The organism is Humibacter ginsengisoli, assembly GCF_054780095.1.
Genome location: NZ_BAAGWZ010000007.1, coordinates 149,913 through 168,190 on the forward strand (window position 1 = coordinate 149,913; position 18,278 = coordinate 168,190).

General features: G+C 67.2%; 15 protein-coding genes. 10 read left to right on the forward strand and 5 right to left on the reverse strand.

Annotated features, from left to right (window positions below; all coding sequences use genetic code 11):
• Positions 1-27 precede the first annotated feature (27 nt).
• The 3 genes from ACYVI5_RS13750 (at position 28) to ACYVI5_RS13760 (ending at position 6,209) form a co-directional block, all read left to right on the forward strand.
• Complete coding sequence (locus ACYVI5_RS13750) at positions 28-3,411, forward strand: carboxypeptidase regulatory-like domain-containing protein (protein ID WP_460580698.1); 3,384 nt, start codon at positions 28-30, stop codon at positions 3,409-3,411.
• 253 nt (positions 3,412-3,664) lie between these two features.
• Positions 3,665-5,008, forward strand: a complete 1,344-nt coding sequence (locus ACYVI5_RS13755) for an ABC transporter substrate-binding protein (RefSeq protein ID WP_460580699.1) — start codon at positions 3,665-3,667, stop codon at positions 5,006-5,008.
• 94 nt (positions 5,009-5,102) lie between these two features.
• Complete coding sequence (locus ACYVI5_RS13760; protein ID WP_460580700.1) at positions 5,103-6,209, forward strand: dienelactone hydrolase family protein; 1,107 nt, start codon at positions 5,103-5,105, stop codon at positions 6,207-6,209.
• A 3-nt stretch (positions 6,210-6,212) separates the two neighbouring features.
• Here the strand turns inward: ACYVI5_RS13760 and ACYVI5_RS13765 are convergent, their stop codons facing one another.
• From ACYVI5_RS13765 to ACYVI5_RS13775, 3 genes are all read right to left on the reverse strand, one after another.
• Positions 6,213-6,722 (reverse strand): DinB family protein, encoded by a 510-nt coding sequence (locus ACYVI5_RS13765; protein ID WP_460580701.1) that lies wholly within the window; start codon positions 6,720-6,722, stop codon positions 6,213-6,215.
• A gap of 108 nt (positions 6,723-6,830) precedes the next feature.
• Complete coding sequence (locus tag ACYVI5_RS13770; protein ID WP_460580702.1) at positions 6,831-8,003, reverse strand: cystathionine gamma-synthase; 1,173 nt, start codon at positions 8,001-8,003, stop codon at positions 6,831-6,833.
• Between the two features lie 180 nt (positions 8,004-8,183).
• Entirely contained in the window at positions 8,184-9,548 is a 1,365-nt protein-coding gene (locus ACYVI5_RS13775) for a cystathionine beta-synthase (RefSeq protein ID WP_460580752.1), read from the reverse strand.
• Positions 9,549-9,741: 193 nt separating this feature from the next.
• Between ACYVI5_RS13775 and ACYVI5_RS13780 the strand changes: the two genes are divergently transcribed.
• Positions 9,742-10,413 (forward strand): metal-dependent transcriptional regulator, encoded by a 672-nt coding sequence (locus tag ACYVI5_RS13780; RefSeq protein WP_460580703.1) that lies wholly within the window; start codon positions 9,742-9,744, stop codon positions 10,411-10,413.
• Positions 10,414-10,516: 103 nt separating this feature from the next.
• Here the strand turns inward: ACYVI5_RS13780 and ACYVI5_RS13785 are convergent, their stop codons facing one another.
• Entirely contained in the window at positions 10,517-11,755 is a 1,239-nt protein-coding gene (locus ACYVI5_RS13785; protein ID WP_460580704.1) for an MFS transporter, read from the reverse strand.
• A 172-nt stretch (positions 11,756-11,927) separates the two neighbouring features.
• Between ACYVI5_RS13785 and ACYVI5_RS13790 the strand changes: the two genes are divergently transcribed.
• Complete coding sequence (locus tag ACYVI5_RS13790) at positions 11,928-12,605, forward strand: GntR family transcriptional regulator (protein WP_460580705.1); 678 nt, start codon at positions 11,928-11,930, stop codon at positions 12,603-12,605.
• Positions 12,606-12,630: 25 nt separating this feature from the next.
• Positions 12,631-13,512 (forward strand): LysR family transcriptional regulator, encoded by an 882-nt coding sequence (locus ACYVI5_RS13795; RefSeq protein ID WP_460580706.1) that lies wholly within the window; start codon positions 12,631-12,633, stop codon positions 13,510-13,512.
• A 34-nt stretch (positions 13,513-13,546) separates the two neighbouring features.
• On the opposite strand, the gene ACYVI5_RS13800 is transcribed toward ACYVI5_RS13795, so the two are convergent.
• Complete coding sequence (locus tag ACYVI5_RS13800; RefSeq protein WP_460580707.1) at positions 13,547-14,521, reverse strand: aldo/keto reductase; 975 nt, start codon at positions 14,519-14,521, stop codon at positions 13,547-13,549.
• Positions 14,522-14,764: 243 nt separating this feature from the next.
• On the opposite strand from ACYVI5_RS13800, the gene ACYVI5_RS13805 reads away from it, so the two are divergent.
• The 4 genes from ACYVI5_RS13805 to ACYVI5_RS13820 are packed head-to-tail and all read left to right on the forward strand — an operon-like array spanning position 14,765 to position 18,273.
• Entirely contained in the window at positions 14,765-16,063 is a 1,299-nt protein-coding gene (locus ACYVI5_RS13805; RefSeq protein ID WP_460580708.1) for an ABC transporter substrate-binding protein, read from the forward strand.
• 2 nt (positions 16,064-16,065) lie between these two features.
• Positions 16,066-17,076, forward strand: a complete 1,011-nt coding sequence (locus tag ACYVI5_RS13810) for a carbohydrate ABC transporter permease (protein WP_460580709.1) — start codon at positions 16,066-16,068, stop codon at positions 17,074-17,076.
• Entirely contained in the window at positions 17,073-17,996 is a 924-nt protein-coding gene (locus tag ACYVI5_RS13815) for a carbohydrate ABC transporter permease (protein WP_460580710.1), read from the forward strand. Before ACYVI5_RS13810 ends, ACYVI5_RS13815 begins: the two co-directional genes overlap by 4 nt.
• A gap of 4 nt (positions 17,997-18,000) precedes the next feature.
• Positions 18,001-18,273 (forward strand): hypothetical protein, encoded by a 273-nt coding sequence (locus tag ACYVI5_RS13820; protein ID WP_460580711.1) that lies wholly within the window; start codon positions 18,001-18,003, stop codon positions 18,271-18,273.
• Positions 18,274-18,278 lie beyond the last annotated feature (5 nt).

The following is an 18,278-nucleotide window of genomic DNA, read 5'->3' on the forward strand; positions in this document are numbered from 1 at the left end:
AAGTGAACGATCACTAATCTCAGCCCCATGCCCCGACTCGTCAGAACGATCACCCTTGCCGCCGCCACGTGCATCGCAGCACTGACCGGCGCAACGCTCTCTGTTGCAGGTGCACCGCCGGCGCACGCAGACACCACAGGTACGACGTACTACGTCGACTCCGCAATCGGAAGCGATGCGAACCCGGGAACGAGCGCCACGTCACCGTGGCAGTCGCTGACCAAAGTGGATGCGACGACGTTCCAGCCGGGCGATCGCATCCTGCTGGCGGACGGCTCCGAGTGGAGCGGCGTCACGCTGCGGCCCAAAGGCTCAGGCGACGCCACCGCCGGCATCACGATCAGCGACTACGGTTCGGGATCGCTTCCCCGCATCGATGGTGCCGGAAAGGTGCCGAACGCGGTCGAGCTCTTCAACCAGCAGTACTGGACGATCCAGAACATCGAGGTCACCAACCAGGCACCGTCGACAAGCACGCCAGGAGCGAACCTCGGCGACTTCCGGGGCATCTACATCGGCGGAGACGACGGGCAGACTCTCTCAGGACTCACGGTCGACTCGGTCTACGTTCACGACGTCACCGGCGAAGTGCACTGGATGGGTGGCAGCACCGCGAACAACAAGCCCGGCATCACGTTCGCCACCGGCTGGGACGGCATGAAGAACACCGGCGGCATCGTCTTCGAGACGACCGTGGCCGACCCGGCGAACCCGGGCAATCCGACGATCCTGAACGACATGACCGTGGAGAACTCGAGAATCGAGAACACGTCGTTCGGCGGAATCATCACCAAGCAGTACGCGGGGACGAACGCAGGGGCGGTTGCGACCGGTTGGGGCATGCGCACTTCCGCAACCGATCCGAACTATCACCCGTTCACGAACCTCACGGTGCAGAACAACTACATCACCCAGGCCGGCACCGCTTACGGCGCCAACGGGATGCTCCTCAATAGCGTGCGCGGCGCGCTCGTGCAGAACAACGTCGTGGACCGGGTGGGTACGTGCGGTATCGAATACGACTACTCGGATGACGCCACCACCCAGCACAACGAGGTCATGGGCACGTCTGTCAAGGCAGGCGGCGGCGATTCGAACGCGATCGACACCGACATGGGCACGACGAACATGATCGTGCAGGACAACTACATGCACGACAACAACGTCGGCTTCCTGATCTTCCAGATCCACTTCGGCGACAGCATCTGGCGATACAACGTCATCGCGAACAACTCCGAATACTCGATGCAGCTCGGATCGGCATCCAGCGCGACCGCTCAGATCTACAACAACACCTTCTACAACGTCACCTCTTCGATGGCGTGGCTCATGACGCAGAGCGACTACGCCTTCTCGAACAACGCGTTCTATTCGACGACCGGCTCGCCGGCCATGCCCTCCGGCTCGGGCGTCACCTACGAGAACAACTACTACGGCGGTCCTGCGCCGACGATTCCGAGTGTCGAGACGCATCCCGTCACCGGCGATGCCCGATTCACCGATCCGTCGGTGACCGGGCCATACGGCGGCACCTCAACCGGCCCGGCTCTGGCCACGGCGAGCGCCTACGCACCGCTCTCCGGATCCACCCTCATCGATCAAGGCACGGCCATCTCCGGCAACGGCGGAGTGGACTTCGCCGGGAACGCCCTCTACAACAACGCCCCCGACGTCGGCGCCTTCGAGTACCGCACGCCCGCCGGAGCGCCGGGCGAGGCCATCGACGGATTGGTCACCTCCAGCGTCGGCGGACCGCTGAGCGGTGCGACGATCACCGCCACCGCCGACGGCCGAACCTTCACGGCAACGACAGACTCCACCGGCTTCTACGTGGTGCCAGGAGTTCCGTTCAGCACGGATGTCGCTGTCTCGGCATCCGCGAAGAACTACGCCACGGCGACGACGCATGCCGCCGTGGCCGACGGCGACAGCACACGGCTCGACCTGACGCTGACGCCGACCATCACCACGGGAACCCTCCAGGGCACCATCGACGACGACCACGCGCAGCCCCTGGCAGGCGCGACCGTGACCCTGAGCAAGGCGGGCACGACGGTCGGAGCGACGAAGACAGATGCAAAGGGCGGCTACTCCTTCCCGACCGTCACCGCGGGATCCGGCTACGTGCTCACGGCGACGAAGAGCGGCTACCGCAGCGCAGTCGAGTCCGGAGTGCAGGTGGTGATCGCCACCACCACGACAGCGCCAACCCTCCTGATGCCGACGACGGACGGCACGGCGATCCAGACGCACGACTTCGACTCACTACCCATCGGAACGCTGGCGACGGGAACGGATGACTGGACCACGTCCGCCTCCGGCGGAAGCGTCGGTGTCGTCGCAGACACACCGGGGACCAACCGGTCGCTGCAGGAGACCCGCTCCAGCAACAGCGGCATCACCGGGGCGGAACTGGACTTCGGGACGCCTCTCGAGGGCCTGATCACCGTCGAAGCCGACGTGCAGCGCACCGACTCCGCGGATGCCTACAAGAGCGACTACTTCAGCGCACCATACCTGTACGGCTCCAGCTCGACACCCGGTGTCGCCGTCGCCACGACAAAGGGAGAGATCGCGGCATACGAAGGCACCTCGCTGAAGAACCTGGTCCCGTACACGCCGGGCACCTGGTATCACCTCGCCCTCGTCGTAGACACGGTCAATCAGCGCTACGACTTCTACGTGGATGGCAAGGAGGTCGTCGCGGACGCGGCCTTCCGGGGATCGATGCCAGGCATCCAGCGCATCGTTTACCAGGCGACCAGTTCGAACTACGGAACGCAGACCATCGACAACGTGCGCGTCGGATACGGGCTGCCCGTTCAGCAGTCCTCCGTGCCGGCGAAGGCTGACCTCTCCACTACTCAGGGTTGGGCGGACGGCCTGCACGACGGCTACTTCGATGTGCACATGAACAACTGGTGGGGCAGCAACGCGACAAGCTACTCGCTCTACCAGAACGGGGCGCTCATCTACACGGAGCCGCTTCTGGCAGATGGCGACGACGCACAGGCATCCACGGTCACCATCGGTGGACTGCCGAACGGCACGTACGAATACACGGGTGTGCTGAGCAACAGCGCGGGCGACACCGCGACCAGCACGGTGACGGTGAAGGTGACCGATGCCGACCCCGGCGTCCCCGTGCTCAGCGATGACGGGTATCGCGGCGCGTCGAACACGACGGTGACGACGAACATGTGGTGGGGCACGAACGCTACGAGCTACACCCTCTACGTAGACGGAGCCGCCGTGGACCAACAGCAACTGACAGCCGCGACCCCGTCGGCGCAGAAGGTGACGACCGCTCTCACCGGTCTCTCGCCCGGCACCCACCAGGTGATCGCGGTCCTGACCAATCAATTCGGCTTCACCTCGAGCCGTCCGCTCACCCTCGACGTGACGAGCTGAGGTCGGCTGAACAGGGCTGCGCCGCCACGGTCAGAACCGTGTCGCAGGCGGCGCGACCTCCCCGCCCCTTGTCGGAATCGTTTACGCACTGCGGAGGAATGAGGTCACCGGCGCCGATACACTGGGCGTCAGAAAGCGATTTCTGATAACTGCCCTGGATCGCTTGACACCATTCGAACGAGGTCACCATAATGTGGCAGACGACGCGGGAAAGCGTTTGCCCGTCGTGACCACAGCATGGCAAGGAGGCCACATGTCACAGCAGCAGATCTCCCGGCGCCAGTTCGGGGCACTCGCCCTGACCGGTATCGGAACGACGCTCCTGCTCGCCGGGTGCGGAACGTCCGCCACCCCCGCCGGTGGCGGCGCAACTTCGACCGCAGCGGCCGGAGATGCGTTCAAGAAGGCGACGCTCAACTTCGAGTGGTGGACCAACCCGGTGCGGTCCGCGTACACGGCAAAGATCATCCAGAACTACACCGCCGCGCATCCGAAGATCACCGTGAACCAGGCGCCCGGACAGTGGGCGACGTACTGGACGAAGCTGTCGACGCAGGTCGCGGGGCAGACCGAGCCCGACATCATCCAGATGGACCAGGCGTACATCGCCGAGTACGGCGGCCGTGGCGCCCTGCTGGACATGTCGAAGGTGGCGAGCATCGACTTCACCCCGCTGAAGGCATCCCTCTCCGCGGGCACTCTGAACGGCAAGCTGTACGGCATCCCCACCGGCAACAACGCGTACGGCATCGCCGCGAACAAGACGCTGTTCGAGAAGGCGGGCGTCAAGGTGCCCGACGACAAGACGTGGACGTGGGACGACTACCTCGACATCTGCAGCAAGCTCAAGAGCGGCTCCAACGGTGCGTTCACCGGCACCACCTGGCAGAGCGGCGATCAGGACATCAAGATCTGGCTGCACCAGCACAACGAGCAGCTGTACACCGACAAAGGCAAGCTCGGCTTCAAGGTGAACACGCTCGCGGACTGGTTCACCATGATCAAGAAGCTGTTCGATGCGGGTGACGCCCCGACGCCCGACCAGTTCACGAACGACATCGCCGCGTCGCTGCAGCAGACCCTCTTCGGCACGAACAAGGCCGCGCTCGGTTGGACCTGGAGCAACCAGATCACTGCTTACCAGCAGTCGAGCGGCGGCGACATCGTGCTGCTTCGCCCGCCGAGCGTTGCCGGTTCAGCCAGCAAGAACGGCCTGTACTACAAGCCGTCGATGTACTGGTCGATCGGCTCGCAGACGAAGAACCCCGCCCAGGCCGGTGGACTGATCAACTACTTCTTGAACAGCACGGACGCAGCCAAGTTGCAGCTTGCTGAGCGCGGCGTTCCGGCGAACGCCAAGGTGCTGGCCGTGGTCAAGCCGCTCCTCTCGAAGACCGACCAGCTCGCGGTGCAGTACCTCGAAGACATCAAGAGCGAGATCAAGTGGGTGCCGCCGGTGCCGCCGAAGGGCACGAGCACCGTCGCCGCGGTCGCACAGCGCCACACGCAAGACGTGATCTTCGGTCGCGCCACTCCGTCGGCAGCGGCACAGGCGTTCACGACCGAGGTGCAGGGGCTGATCAACTCCGCATCGTGATCCGGTTTCACCATCGTCGGTGCCCGTTCTGGCCGCACGGCCGGGGCGGGCACCGATCTGTCTGCGGCGCAGCCCGCACGAAGGAGCGTTCGCCATGAGTTCGTCGGCAATACCCGGCTATGCGGACTGGCCCCGGCACGCGGCCGCCACTCCGCCTCTCGCGGCAACGGATGCCCCGACACAGGCACTGGCGGACGTGCTCGGCCTGCGCCGTAAGCCCGAACCGCCGCCCGTGTGCCGCGGCGAGTCGGCCGTGCGTGACGGTGTCGCGATCACGCCCCTGCACTGGCGGATGCCGTACGGGCCGCAGACGCAGGCGTGGGAACTGCGGCCGGCCGAGTCGGCCCCGCTCGGGAGCGAGACGAGTGCGCATGGGGGCGACAGGGGGTTGCTGCCGGGCATCCTTGCGTTGCATCCGCACGGCGGACGACGTTCGACCGGCGCGGCCCAGCTGATCGACTTCGACGGCGACAATCCGGATGCCGTCGCGAACCGGTTGGCGAAGGCCGGCTTCGTGGTGCTGGCGCACGACACGTTCTCGTGGGCGAGCAGGCGGTTCGACCTGTCCGCGCCGCCGCTCAAGCTGGCTCGAACACGGGATGCCCTGCTGGCGCTCTGGGCGGCCGAGGGATACCGACCGAGCGATGACGAGCTCTTCGATGCCGTCTCGTCGGCACACGAAGACCTCATCGCGAAGACAGCCGGCCTGCTCGGGCAGACGTTCGCCGGGATGGTCGTCACGGACGACCTCGTCGCGGCCGACGTACTCGCCGGGCTGCCGGGAGTGGATTCCGATCGCCTCGGCGCGATCGGGTTCTCCGGTGGAGGCGGTCGCGCGCATCTGCTCGGCGCGCTGGACGACCGGATCGGTGCCGTGGTCGTCGCGTGCATGATGGCGACGTTCGGCTCGCTCGTCCCCGACTACGTCGAGACACACTCCTGGCTGCTGAACAGCCCCGGGCTTCCGCAGGTGTGCGATTGGCCGGAACTGGCACGGATCGGCAAGGCCCGCGAACTGCTCGTGCTCTACGGCGAGCGCGACCCGCTGTTCCCATTAGAGGGGATGCGCGCTGCGCACGATGCACTCGACTCATACCCGGGATACGACGGCCGGTTCTTCGACGTCGGACACGAGTTCACGGCCGAGATGCTCGACGCGGCGACGGAGTTCTTCGTGGCGTGGCGGGCATCCGACCGATAGCACTCACTTGGCGCGCTGCGCCAGACCCTTCACGTATTCCGCCTGGCCGAGGTGCTTCACGTCGTCGTCGATGATGCTGATCAGCCGCACGCCGAGCGTGACGGGCGGATTCCAGCGCGTGTCGACGACGCGATCGAGGTCGGCGTCGCTGGTCGCGGCGATTCGCGCGAGCGTGACACGCTGAGTCGAGTCGTAGTAGCCGAGCAGGAGCTCCGGCGAGACGCGGACCGCCGCCACCTCGTCGCTCGACTGTCCGTAGCCGCTCGCGTTGCGGGAGAACGGCAGAGCGAATCGGTCTACCCAGCCCTCGGATGTCCACACCTGATCCAGCCCGTAGACATCGGCGATCTGCGCATCCTGTCCACGGGTCAGATGCCAGACCAGCCACGCGACGGTGTTCGCGTCCGGGTCGGCACGGAACGTCAGCTCATGCTCTCCGACGCCCTCGAGCAGGCGATGCACGCCCTGGCCGACGCGCTCGACGGCATCCGACAGTAGCTCTCTGGTGTCCATTCGGCTGGCTCCCTTGGTCTTCGTGGCGAAACGGATGCCCGGGCATCCGTTTCGCCACGTTACCCGCGGTGCAAGCTGCGCACCGAGCTTGGTGAGGTGCTCGTCGGCCTACGCGATCCGGTCGAGCGCTTGCTCCACATCGGCCACGAGGTCGTCCACCGACTCGATGCCCACCGACAGCCGCACAATGTTCTCCGGCACCTCCAGCGCCGTGCCGCGCACCGAGGCGTGCGTCATCTCGCTCGGGTACCCGATCAGCGACTCGACGCCGCCGAGCGACTCGGCCAGCTGGAACACGCGCGTGGACTCCGCGAGCCGGCGGGCGGCATCCGCTCCCCCGCGCACCGCGACCGAGAGCATGCCGCCGAAGCGCGACATCTGACGGGCGGCCAGGCCGTGACCCGGGTGTGAAGGCAGACCCGGGTAGTAGACGTGCTCGATCGACGGATGCCCGGACATCCGCTCGGCGATCGCCTGCGCGTTCTCGGAGTGCCGCTGCATGCGCACGTCGAGCGTCTTGATGCCGCGCACGGTCAGCCACGCCTCCATCGGCGCCGCGATGGCGCCTGCAGCGAACTGCTGGAACGCCAGCTTCTCCGCGAGGTCGCCCTCGCGGAGGATGACGGCGCCGCCGATCACGTCGGAATGGCCGCCGAGGTACTTCGTCGTCGAGTGCACGACGATGTCGGCGCCGAGCGACAACGGCTGCTGCAGCGCGGGCGAGGCGAACGTGTTGTCGACGACGACCTGCGCACCCACCGCGTGGCCGAGCTCGGCGAGCGCGGCGATGTCGCTGATCTTCATCAGCGGGTTGCTCGGCGTCTCGATCCAGAGCAGCCGCGTGCGGTCGGCGGCGAGCGCATTCCGCACCGCATCGAGGTCGGTGAGGTCGACAGCGCTATGGCGGATGTCCCACTCGCCGTGGATGCGATCGATCAGCCTGTGAGTACCGCCGTACACGTCGTTTCCGAGCACCACGTGGTCGCCGGGGCGAAGGGCGGAGCGCAGCAGGGCGTCCTCGGCGGCGAGTCCCGAGGCGAACGCGAGCGCGCGGTCGCCGCCCTCGAGCGCGGCGAGCACGACCTCGAGCGAGGTGCGCGTGGGGTTGCCGGAGCGGCCGTACTCATAGCCCCCGCGCAGTCCGCCGACGCCGTCCTGCACGAACGTGGACGACTGGTAGATGGGCGGCACGACAGCCCCGGTCGTCGGGTCGAACTCCTGCCCGGCGTGGATGGCGCGGGTGGCGAATCCGGTCTCGGCGTGTGTCTCGGTCACAGTCATCTCCTTCGTTCTTGGTTTGCGTGGATGCGTGTCACGCCCGCCCCCGGGTTCGTAACTCCTGCAATCTGGCCGGCCTGGCGGGACGCCTCCGCGCCGTCCTGTACTGCGCGTCGGTTCATGCGAGCAAGTTGCAGGAGTTATGAACGGGGAAGGGCGGTGAGCCGGACTTGCGGAGCACGATCAGCGGCTCAGGAACGCGAGCAGGTCGGCGCGGGTGATCACCGAGAGCGGCTTGCCCTCATCCGTCACGAGCAGCGCGTTCGCCTCGCCGAGAGCGGCACGCGCGGCGGCCACCGTCTCGTTCACTCCGATCAGCGGCAGCGGTGGCGCGACAACCGATCCGACGCTGTCTGCCATGCTCGCCTCGCCCGCGAACACGCGGTCGAGCAGCGTGCGCTCGTCGAGCGATCCGACGACCTCGCCGATCACGACGGGGGGCTCGGCGCTCAAGATGGGCAGCTGGCTCACGCCGTATTCCGTCATGATCGCGATCGCGTCGTGCACCGTGTCGGACGGATGCGCGTGCACCAGATCCGGCAGCGCTCCCGACTTCGAGGCGATCACCTCCCGCACCGTCGCCTCCCCGGAGTCGTCGCTGAAGCCGTATGAACGCATCCAGCCGTCGTTGAAGATCTTGCCGAGATACCCGCGGCCGCCGTCGGGCAGGAGCACGACGACGACGTCGTCGGGACCGAGATCGCGCGCAGCGCGCAGGGCGGCGACCACGGCCATCCCGCTGGAACCGCCGACGAGCAGACCCTCCTCCCGCGCGAGCCTGCGGGTCATGGCGAACGAGTCGGCGTCGGAGACCGCGATGATCTCGTCGGGCACAGACGGATCGTAGGAATCCGGCCAGAAGTCCTCGCCGACGCCCTCGACCAGATACGGGCGTCCGCTGCCGCCGGAGTACACCGAACCCTCGGGATCGGCGCCGACGATCCGCACACGACCTTCGGATATCTCCTTGAGGTATAGGCCGGTTCCGGTGATGGTGCCGCCGGTGCCCACGCCCGCGACGAAGTGCGTCACCTGACCCTCGGTGTCGCGCCAGATCTCCGGGCCGGTGGTCTCGTAGTGGCTGCGCGGCCCGTTCGGGTTGGCGTACTGGTTCGGCTTGTACGCGCCGGGAATCTCTCGCACCAGCCGGTCCGAGACGCTGTAGTACGAGTCCGGATCGTCCGGCGCCACCGCGGTCGGGGTGACCACGATCTCCGCACCGTAAGCGGTGAGCACGTTGCGCTTGTCCTCGCCGACCTTGTCGGGCAGCACGAACACGCAGCGGTAGCCGCGCTGCTGCGCCACAAGGGCGAGGCCGACGCCGGTGTTGCCGCTGGTGGGCTCGACGATGGTGCCGCCTGGCTTGAGGAGACCGTCGCGCTCGGCCGCGTCGATGATCCGCTCGGCGATGCGGTCCTTGCTGGACCCGCCGGGGTTGAGGTACTCCACCTTGACGAGCACCGTGGCGCGAATGCCTTCGGTGACCCGATTGAGGCGAACGAGGGGCGTGTTGCCGATGAGGTCGGTGACGGATGCGGCGAACTTCATGCTGGTCCTGTCGTTGTTCTTCATGCTGAGTGGGTGGTCGACGGCGGATGCCTCGCGCACGCCCGCTGTGAAAGCACGGCTGGGGCGGCGCGCCTCAGCGGCTACAACAGTTCAGGAACACGCGCACCAGCCTACGACACGATCGCGCCCGGTCGCATTCGACCGGCAACCGGGCATCCCTAGACTGAACGCCATGTCGGTCTCGTCCCTCACGAACACGGCGCAGGACTACCTCAAGGTGATCTGGGCAGCGAACGAGTGGGAGCAGACTCCCGTGACCGTGACCGCGCTTGCGGCGCGCATCGGGGTGCGGGCCGCAACAGTGAGCGACGGCATCCGGCGCCTCACCGAGCAGGGGCTCGTGGTGCACGAGCCGTACGGGGCGGTCGCGCTGACCGAGGCCGGACGGATGCACGCACTCGCGATGGTGCGCAGGCACCGGCTGATCGAGACGTTCCTGGTGGAGACGCTCGGCTACCCCTGGGACGAGGTGCACGACGAGGCCGAGGTGCTCGAGCACGCCGTCTCGGACACGCTCATCGAGCGCATCGACGCCGCACTCGGGCATCCGGTGCGCGACCCGCACGGGGACCCGATCCCCACGGCAGACGGCGACCCGCGCACTCCGCACGCGCTGCCGCTGCTGGAGGCGGAGCCGAACGCGACGCTGTGCGTGGTGCGCATCTCGGACTCCGATCCGGCGGTGCTGCGCTACCTGGCCGAGCGAGGCATCCGGTTGGATGCCCGCGCCACCCTGCTCGAGACCCGCCCGTTCGCCGGCGACGTGGTCGTCTCGGTCGAAGGCGGCGGCCCGATCACGGTGGGCGACGTCGCCGCCCGTGCCATCTGGGTGACGCCGGCCTGACGGCGGGAAGCACGATCTCCCACATTCGGGTCGCACTTTCTGTCGCCTCATCGCGCCGCAGGCGACAAAAAGTGCGACCTGAAGTCGGAGGATGCCGCATCAGCTAGCCGACGACTGCCTCAGCCGTCTCCACCTCCGCGGGCTCTCGCGGCACGAGCGGCACCGCGGCGACAGGCGCCAGCGCCACGAGTGCGAACGCGAGCGGGTAGCCGACCAGCGTGATGAGGCCGCCCACGGCCGGGCCCACGATCGAGGCCGCGAGATACTGCCCGGCGTTCTGGGTGCCGAGCGCACGCCCCGACCAGAACGGCCCGGCGAGTTCCGCCACGGACGTGTAGGCCAGACCATTGTCGGCGACGGTGACGGTGGCCGCCACGATGAGTGCCGCGACGCCCGCCCACCACGGAGCCAGTTCGCTCAGTGCCAGCACGATCATCACCGCGGCCGCCGTCCACGCGACCCAACGCAATGGACGCAACCGGCTGCCCACACGGTCGGACAGCACGCCGATCGCCACGCGCCCCAAGGCCCCGACGAACTGCGACACACCGACGACGATGCCGGCCGCAGTCGTACTCATCCCCCGATCCGCGGTGAGCCATACGAGCCCGAAGATCGACACCGTGAACTGCGGAATCACGAGCAGCGCCGACGCGAGATGGATGCGCACCAACGTCGCCGTCCCCCGGTACGGGTTCTCCGGACGGGAACCGGCATCCGCTCCCGATCGCTTGGGGCGTGGCGGGTCGACGATCACCGCGGCGCTGAGCACGGCGAGCGCGGCCGTCAGCACGAGCGGCAGCATCATCGCCGCGGCAACTCCGCCGGATGCCGCCAATGGCGGCACCGCGATAGCGGCAACCGCGACGCCCAGCGGCTGGCACATCTGGCGGATGCCCATTGCGAGCCCGCGTCGCTCCTTGCGGAACCACCCGACGACGACGCGGCCGCTCGCCGCGTTCGTGCTGCCGGATGCCGCCCCGCCGAGCAACAGGAATCCGCCCAGTCCGAGATATCCCGAGGCGGTGACAGCACCGATCGCGGCCAGCGCCGTCAGCGCCATGCCGCCTGCGATCACCCACCGCTCTCCGACCCGATCGGTGAGTGCGCCCCACGCGACGAGCGTGATCACGAGGCCCAGCGTCGGCGCGGAGGCCAGCAGTCCGGCTTGCGCGAGCGGAACACCGCGCTGAGTGTGCAGCAACGGGATGAGGAAGGCCGGCGCCGACTGGAACACGGTGCCTGCGGCCTGAGCGAGCACAGCCGTTGCGAGCATGAGCCACGGCCGAAGCGATCCCGTTCGGGGCGTCGAAGCGGGGTGTGCTGGTCGTCTCGGCGCCATGAGGCTTTCTCCTTACCGTCCGGCCGCGCCCCCGGACACCATGCCGGTCTCCGGAAGGCGCGGCCTCGGGCTCGTTCGACCGTGACTCGTGCTCGTTACGGGATACCATAGTGGTATACCAATTCACTCGCAAGCGGTGCCGACTCTGTCTCGGGTTGCCCATACTGGAGGGATGCAAGGGGCCTCCCAGACCGATCAGGTCTACGACCAAGTCCGGCAGGCGATCCTGTCCCTCGACATCGTGCCGGGAGCGCGACTGAGCGAGCGGGGCCTCGAGGCGGAGTTCGGGGCATCCCGCACCCCCGTGCGCGCCGCCCTGATGCGACTGCAGAACGAGGGCCTCGTCGCACGCGACGGCCGCGCGTGGAATGCGACGCCCATCGATCTCGACGAGGTGACCGCGCTCTCCGAATACCGGGAGGCCGTCGAGTGCGCCGGTGCGCGCCTGGCGTGCGAACGGGCATCCGACGCCGAACTCGCACGATTCGCCGAGTCGGTGACGGCGCAGAGCACGGAGCCAGACGACGAGCACGCGGGCATGCGGCGCGGATCGGACTTTCACGAGGGGCTCGCCGCACTCAGCGGGAACGCGTTCATCGCACAAGCGGTCGCGGACACCGTCACGCGCATGGCACGCGCGCGGTGGCTCGAGATGCGAACCGAGGAAGGGCGCGCCGCCGCGTGGGAGGAGCACGCGGCCATCGTGGATGCCATCGCACACCGTGACGCGGATGCTGCCGCCTCCGCGATCGCGCACCACACGCAGGCGAACCTCGACCGCCTGCTGGCATCCATCCGCTCCGATCGCCGTGCCTTCGGCGCCCGGGGCCTGCGCATCGTCGGCGAGTAACAGGCACGTGGCGTAGCGTCGCGGCGTGGAACTACGCCAGCTGGAACACTTCATCGCGGTCGCCGAAGCGAAGCACTTCACCAGGGCTGCCCGTTCGCTGAACATCTCGCAGTCCGGCCTGTCGGCATCCATCCGGTCGCTGGAGACCGAGCTCGGCACCGAGCTCTTCCTTCGCAGCACTCGCAGGGTCGAGCTCACCCAGGCGGGACACGCGCTGTTCGTCGAGTCGGTGCGCACCGTGGCCAGCGCTGCGGCGGCGAAGGAGGCGGTAGTCGCCGTGCGCGAAGTGCTCACCGGAACCCTCTCAGTGGGCTCGGAGCAGTGCCTCGGGCTCGGCGATCTCGCTGCGGAACTCGCGGAGTTCCGGTCGAATCACCCCGCGGTGGGCGTGCGACTAGGGTTCGCCGGTTCCGCGCGGCTTCTCGATGACGTGGCATCCGGTCGTCTCGACGTCGCGTTGATCGCCGAGTGCGGCCTGAACCCCCTCGGCGTGCACGTTCGCCGGGTTTCCAGCGAGCCGTTCACCGTACTCTGCAGCACACGCCACAGGTGGGCGAATCGGAGCTCGGTGACGATGCAGGACATCGCGCGTGAGACCCTCGTCGGCTTTCAGAGCGACTGGGGCGCTCAGCTCCTGGTCGGGCGGGCGCTGGCGTCCATCGGTGCGCAGCGCTCGGCCGACCTGGAGACGAACGACGTGCACTCGCTGCTGGATCTCGTGCAACACGATCTCGGGGTGGCCGTCGTGCCCGCGCATTTCGCGATGAAGCGGCCACACAGCCTCACCTCCGTGCCGTTGGATGCTCCCGGCCTGGAATGGTCGGTGGGCGTGGCCACCCCCGAGGTCGCGGGCCCCGCCGCACGTGCGTTCCTGGCGCAGTTGGAGGGATCCGCCCTGGCCGCCTAGTGCGTGCTGCGGCGGCCAGGGCTCCGGGAGACCTCTACCAGGCGTAGTCCTCCGGTGCCGGCTTGTGGCCGGGGAAGATCTCGTCGAGACGCGCCAGCGCAGCTGCGTCGAGCTTCACATCGACCGCACCGAGGATGCTCGTGAGCTGCCCGGGCGTGCGCGGTCCGGTGATCGGGCCGGTCACCGCAGGCTGGTGCAGCAGCCAGGCCAAGCCGAGTTGCGCGGGCTCGACGCCCAGTTCGTCGGCGAAGGATTCATACGCCTCGAGCTGCGCTCTATGCGTCTCCAAAGACTCGGCCGAGCGTCCCTCGTTGCGGCGTGACGCATCCGCCTGCTTCTTGATGATGCCGCCGAGCAGGCCACCCTGAAGCGGCGACCAGGGGATGACGCCGAGGCCGTAACGCTCGGCCGCGGGGATGACCTCCCGTTCGATGTCACGAACGATCAGGTTGTACAGCGACTGCTCGCTGACCAGCCCGAGGAAGTGGCGGGACGCCGCCGCTTCTTGCGCCTGCGCGATGTGCCAGCCCGCGAAGTTGCTGCTCCCGGCGTAGATCACCTTGCCCTGCTGCACGGCGACCTCGATGGCCTGCCAGATCTCGTCCCACGGGGTGTCGCGATCCACGTGGTGGAACTGGATCAGTTCGACATGGTCGGTCTGAAGGCGGCGCAGGCTCGCGTCGATGGAGTTGCGGATGTTCAGCGCCGACAGCCGTCCGCTGTTCGGCCAGGAGTTTCCCATGTCGCCGTAGAGCTTGGTGGCCAGCACGGTCTTCTCGCGCCGCTCACCGCCCTTGGCGAACCAGTTGCCGATGATCTCCTCCGTGTGGCCGGGGTGGTCGGGACCGCCGTAACCGTTGGCGGTGTCGAAGAAGTTGATGCCCTCGTCGAGGGCGGTGTCCATGATCTCGTGAGCCGTCCGCTCGTCGGTGCGGGGCCCGAAGTTCATCGTGCCGAGCACGATGCGGGAGACCGTGAGGCCTGTGCGGCCGAGGTGCGTGTATTCCATGGCATCCACTCTTCCGCTCGGGTCATTGTGCCGTCCAACGGGAGAATTCGATCGATTCATTCGCTCCGCGTTCTCAATCCCGTTGCAGAGCGATCGCCTCTTACAGCGTGTAAGCGTTTGACGCAAACGCTTACATTTGCGTTCTCACAGGTCTAAGGTTCCTAAGACACGGTCACATCGCCATCGGCGCCGGCCGTCGCAGCACACACCACAGCACACCAGCTCGCTCGAAGAGGAGTGGACATGACAAGAGCGCGTAAAACGTCCCTGCGTCTGGCGGGGGTCGCCGGCGTCGCAGTACTCGGCATGGTCCTTGCCGGATGCTCGGGGGGAGGCGACGGCAGCGGCTCGGGCCCCGCGCAGGAGAACCTCGACGGCAAGGGTCCTATCACGTACGTGCAGGGCAAAGACAACAGCAACGTCATCCGCCCCCTGCTCGACAAGTGGAACAAGGCGCACCCCGACGAGAAGGTCACCTTCAAGGAGCAGTCCGACAAGGCCGACCAGCAGCACGACGACCTCGTGCAGAACTTCCAGGCCAAGAACGCGAACTACGACGTCGTCGACGTCGACGTCGTCTGGACGGCCGAGTTCGCCGCCAAGGGATGGTTGCAGCCGCTGACCGGCAAGATGGCCATCGACACGTCGAAGCTCTTCAAGCCGACGGTCGCGACGGGCACCTACAACAACACCCTGTACGCGGCACCGCAGACCAGCGATGGCGGCCTGCTGTACTACCGCAGCGACCTGGTGAAGACTCCCCCCACCTCGTGGGACGACATGATGAAGGACTGCGACATCGCGAAGCAGGCCGGCATCGGATGCTACGCCGGCCAGTTCGCTCAGTACGAGGGCCTCACCGTGAACTCGGCCGAGGCCATCAACACCGCAGGCGGCACCATCGTCGGCAAGGACGGCAAGACGCCGACCGTTGATTCAGCGGAAGCCAAGAAGGGCCTGCAGCAGCTGGTCGACGCCTTCAAGAACGGGAACATCCCGGCAGAGGCGATCACGTACCAGGAGGAGCAGGGCCGGCAGGCATTCGAGTCCGGCAAGCTCCTGTTCCTGCGCAACTGGCCCTACGTCTACAACCTGGCCAAGACCGACGGATCCAGCGTTGTGAAGGACAAGTTCGCCGTCGCACCGCTGCCGGGCAACGGCGACGGCAAGCCCGGCGCATCCAGCCTCGGCGGTCACAACGCGGCGATCAGCGTGTATTCGAAGCACAAGCAGACGGCGCACGACTTCATCGAGTTCCTGCAGAGCGAGGAGACCCAGAAGTTCTTCATGACGCAGGGCTCGCTGGCACCGGTGCTCTCCTCGCTGTACGACAGCGACGAGCTGAACCAGCAGTTCCCCTACCTCAGCACGTTGAAGAAGTCGATCGAGAGCGCGGTCCCGCGCCCGGTGACGCCGTTCTATCCGGCCGTGACCAAGGCCATCCAGGACAACTCCTATGCGGCGTTGAAGGGTGACAAGTCGGTCGACCAGGCGGTGAGCGACATGTCAGCCGCCATCAAGACGGCCGGCTCCGGCAGCTAGCCATGTCGACCCAGACGGTCGCTGGGGGCGCCGTGCGCGCGCCGCGCCCCCAGCGCGAGCACAAACGCGGGCAGACCAGGTGGGCGATCTGGCTCCTGTTGCCCACCATGGTCCTGCTGGCGGTGGTGATCGGGTACCCGATCGTCAGCGCCGTCGTGATGTCGTTCCAGAAGGATGCCGGCCTGGACTCCGCCACCGGCATGTTCGTTCAAGGCGGCTTCGCGGGCTTCGCGAACTACACGCACTGGCTCCTGCAGCAGTGCTCGTCGGCGACTGGGGCGATCGCGTGCCCTCCGGGCAGCCTGGGTGCTCAGTTCTGGAACGCGGTCGGCATCACGTTCTTCTTCACGGTCGTCACCGTGGTGCTCGAGACCCTGTTCGGGCTGTGGATGGCCATCATCATGAACCGCGCCTTCCACGGCCGCGGAATCGTGCGCGCCGCCATCCTGGTGCCGTGGGCCATCCCGACCGCCGTCACGGCGAAGCTCTGGTACTTCATCTTCTCGGCCGCGGGCATCGCCAACGTCCTGATCGGACAGCGCGTGCTCTGGGTGAGCGGCGAGTGGTCGGCACGGTGGGCCATCATCATCGCCGACACGTGGAAGACCACGCCGTTCATGGCGCTGCTCATCCTCGCCGGGCTGCAGCTGATCCCGGAAGAGCTGTACGAGGCGGCGAAGGTGGACGGCGCCACGACGCTTCAGCGGTTCTGGCGAGTGACGATGCCGCTGCTGAAGCCCGCGCTGATGGTGGCGGTGCTGTTCCGCATTCTGGATGCCCTGCGCATCTACGACCTGCCCGCCATCCTCACCGGAGGAGGCGGCGGAAGCGGCAACGCCACGACCACGCTCTCGATCCTCGTCGTCGATCAGATCAGGCAGGGCCCGAACAGCGCCTCTGCACTGTCGACCATCACGTTCATCATCATCTTCCTGGTCGCGTTCATCTTCGTGCGGTTCCTCGGCGCGAACGTGGTGCGCACACAGGAGTCCCAGCAGAAGGGCACGCTATGAGCGCCATCGCAGGTCCTGCTGCCGCCTCCACCGAGGGGCGCGAACTCCGCCGAGCGGGCGCGACCACGGTCAACACCGCCGCCCGGCGCAGGCGCCGAGCCCAGAGCATCCGCACCGGACTCAGCGCCATCGTCATCGTCGTGTGGTGCATCGCCCCGTTCTACTGGATGATCGTCACCTCGTTCCGCGACGTGGGCTACACCTTCGACAACACGCCGTGGATCACGCACTTCACGTGGGACAACTACGTCACGGCGCTGTCGACGAACCTCGGCAACCACCTCGGCCTCGCGCTGCTGAACAGCCTCATCATCGGCGGCATCACCACCATCGTCTGCCTGCTGTTCGGAGTCTTCGCGGCGTACGCCCTCGCGCGGCTGGACTTCCGGTTCAAGGGCATCGTGATGGGCGTCATCCTCGGCGCGTCGATGTTCCCCGGTGTCGCGCTCCTGACACCGCTGTTCCAGCTGTTCACGTCGTGGGGCTGGATCGGCACCTACCAGGCGCTGATCCTGCCTGACATCTCGTTCGCGCTGCCGCTGACCGTCTACACGCTCACGTCGTTCTTCCGCGAGATGCCGTGGGACCTCGAAGAGGCGGCACGCATCGACGGTTGCACGTCGGCGCAGGCGTTCCGCAAGATCATCCTGCCGCTGGCCGCTCCCGCCGTGTTCACCACCGCGATCCTGGCGTTCATCGCCAGCTGGAACGAGTACCTCATCGCCAGCCAGCTGACGACGGATGCGACCCAGACGGTGACGGTCGCGATCGCGGGGTTCACGGGCAGCCAGCCGCACCAGGAGCCGTACACCGCGGTGATGGCCGCGGGGGTCGTGGTGACGATCCCGCTCGTGATCCTGGTGCTGATCTTCCAGCGTCGCATTGTGGCCGGCCTCACGGCCGGCGGTGTGAAGGGGTAGCGCGATGCGCGGCATCCGGGTGATGAACAGCGGCTCGCGGCGTGACCCGCGCGAGACGCTCGACGTGTTCGTCGGCGCAGTCGGGTTGTTCACGGCCGCGTTCTTCGTCATCACGCTGGGGTGCGAGCTCACCGGTCAGGATGCCCTGGGCTGGGCGCTCGCACTGCTCGCGTTCGTCGTGCTGCTCGCCCTGCTCCTTCTCGGGCGGCGTCGCATGACGAGACGGATGCTCGCCGCCCGGCAGAGCCCCGCCTCCCAGAGCACCGTTCGCGGCTGACGAAG

Excerpts from the sequence above, each read along its gene's own strand:
- ACYVI5_RS13750 (WP_460580698.1), top strand. The coding sequence starts at position 28 with ATGCCCCGACTCGTCAGAACGATCACCCTTGCCGCCGCCACGTGCATC.
- ACYVI5_RS13755 (WP_460580699.1), top strand. The coding sequence starts at position 3,665 with ATGTCACAGCAGCAGATCTCCCGGCGCCAGTTCGGGGCACTCGCCCTG.
- ACYVI5_RS13760 (WP_460580700.1), top strand. The coding sequence starts at position 5,103 with ATGAGTTCGTCGGCAATACCCGGCTATGCGGACTGGCCCCGGCACGCG.
- ACYVI5_RS13765 (WP_460580701.1), bottom strand. The coding sequence starts at position 6,722 with ATGGACACCAGAGAGCTACTGTCGGATGCCGTCGAGCGCGTCGGCCAG.
- ACYVI5_RS13770 (WP_460580702.1), bottom strand. The coding sequence starts at position 8,003 with ATGACTGTGACCGAGACACACGCCGAGACCGGATTCGCCACCCGCGCC.
- ACYVI5_RS13775 (WP_460580752.1), bottom strand. The coding sequence starts at position 9,548 with ATGAAGTTCGCCGCATCCGTCACCGACCTCATCGGCAACACGCCCCTC.
- ACYVI5_RS13780 (WP_460580703.1), top strand. The coding sequence starts at position 9,742 with ATGTCGGTCTCGTCCCTCACGAACACGGCGCAGGACTACCTCAAGGTG.
- ACYVI5_RS13785 (WP_460580704.1), bottom strand. The coding sequence starts at position 11,755 with ATGGCGCCGAGACGACCAGCACACCCCGCTTCGACGCCCCGAACGGGA.
- ACYVI5_RS13790 (WP_460580705.1), top strand. The coding sequence starts at position 11,928 with ATGCAAGGGGCCTCCCAGACCGATCAGGTCTACGACCAAGTCCGGCAG.
- ACYVI5_RS13800 (WP_460580707.1), bottom strand. The coding sequence starts at position 14,521 with ATGGAATACACGCACCTCGGCCGCACAGGCCTCACGGTCTCCCGCATC.
- ACYVI5_RS13805 (WP_460580708.1), top strand. The coding sequence starts at position 14,765 with ATGACAAGAGCGCGTAAAACGTCCCTGCGTCTGGCGGGGGTCGCCGGC.
- ACYVI5_RS13810 (WP_460580709.1), top strand. The coding sequence starts at position 16,066 with ATGTCGACCCAGACGGTCGCTGGGGGCGCCGTGCGCGCGCCGCGCCCC.
- ACYVI5_RS13815 (WP_460580710.1), top strand. The coding sequence starts at position 17,073 with ATGAGCGCCATCGCAGGTCCTGCTGCCGCCTCCACCGAGGGGCGCGAA.
- ACYVI5_RS13820 (WP_460580711.1), top strand. The coding sequence starts at position 18,001 with ATGCGCGGCATCCGGGTGATGAACAGCGGCTCGCGGCGTGACCCGCGC.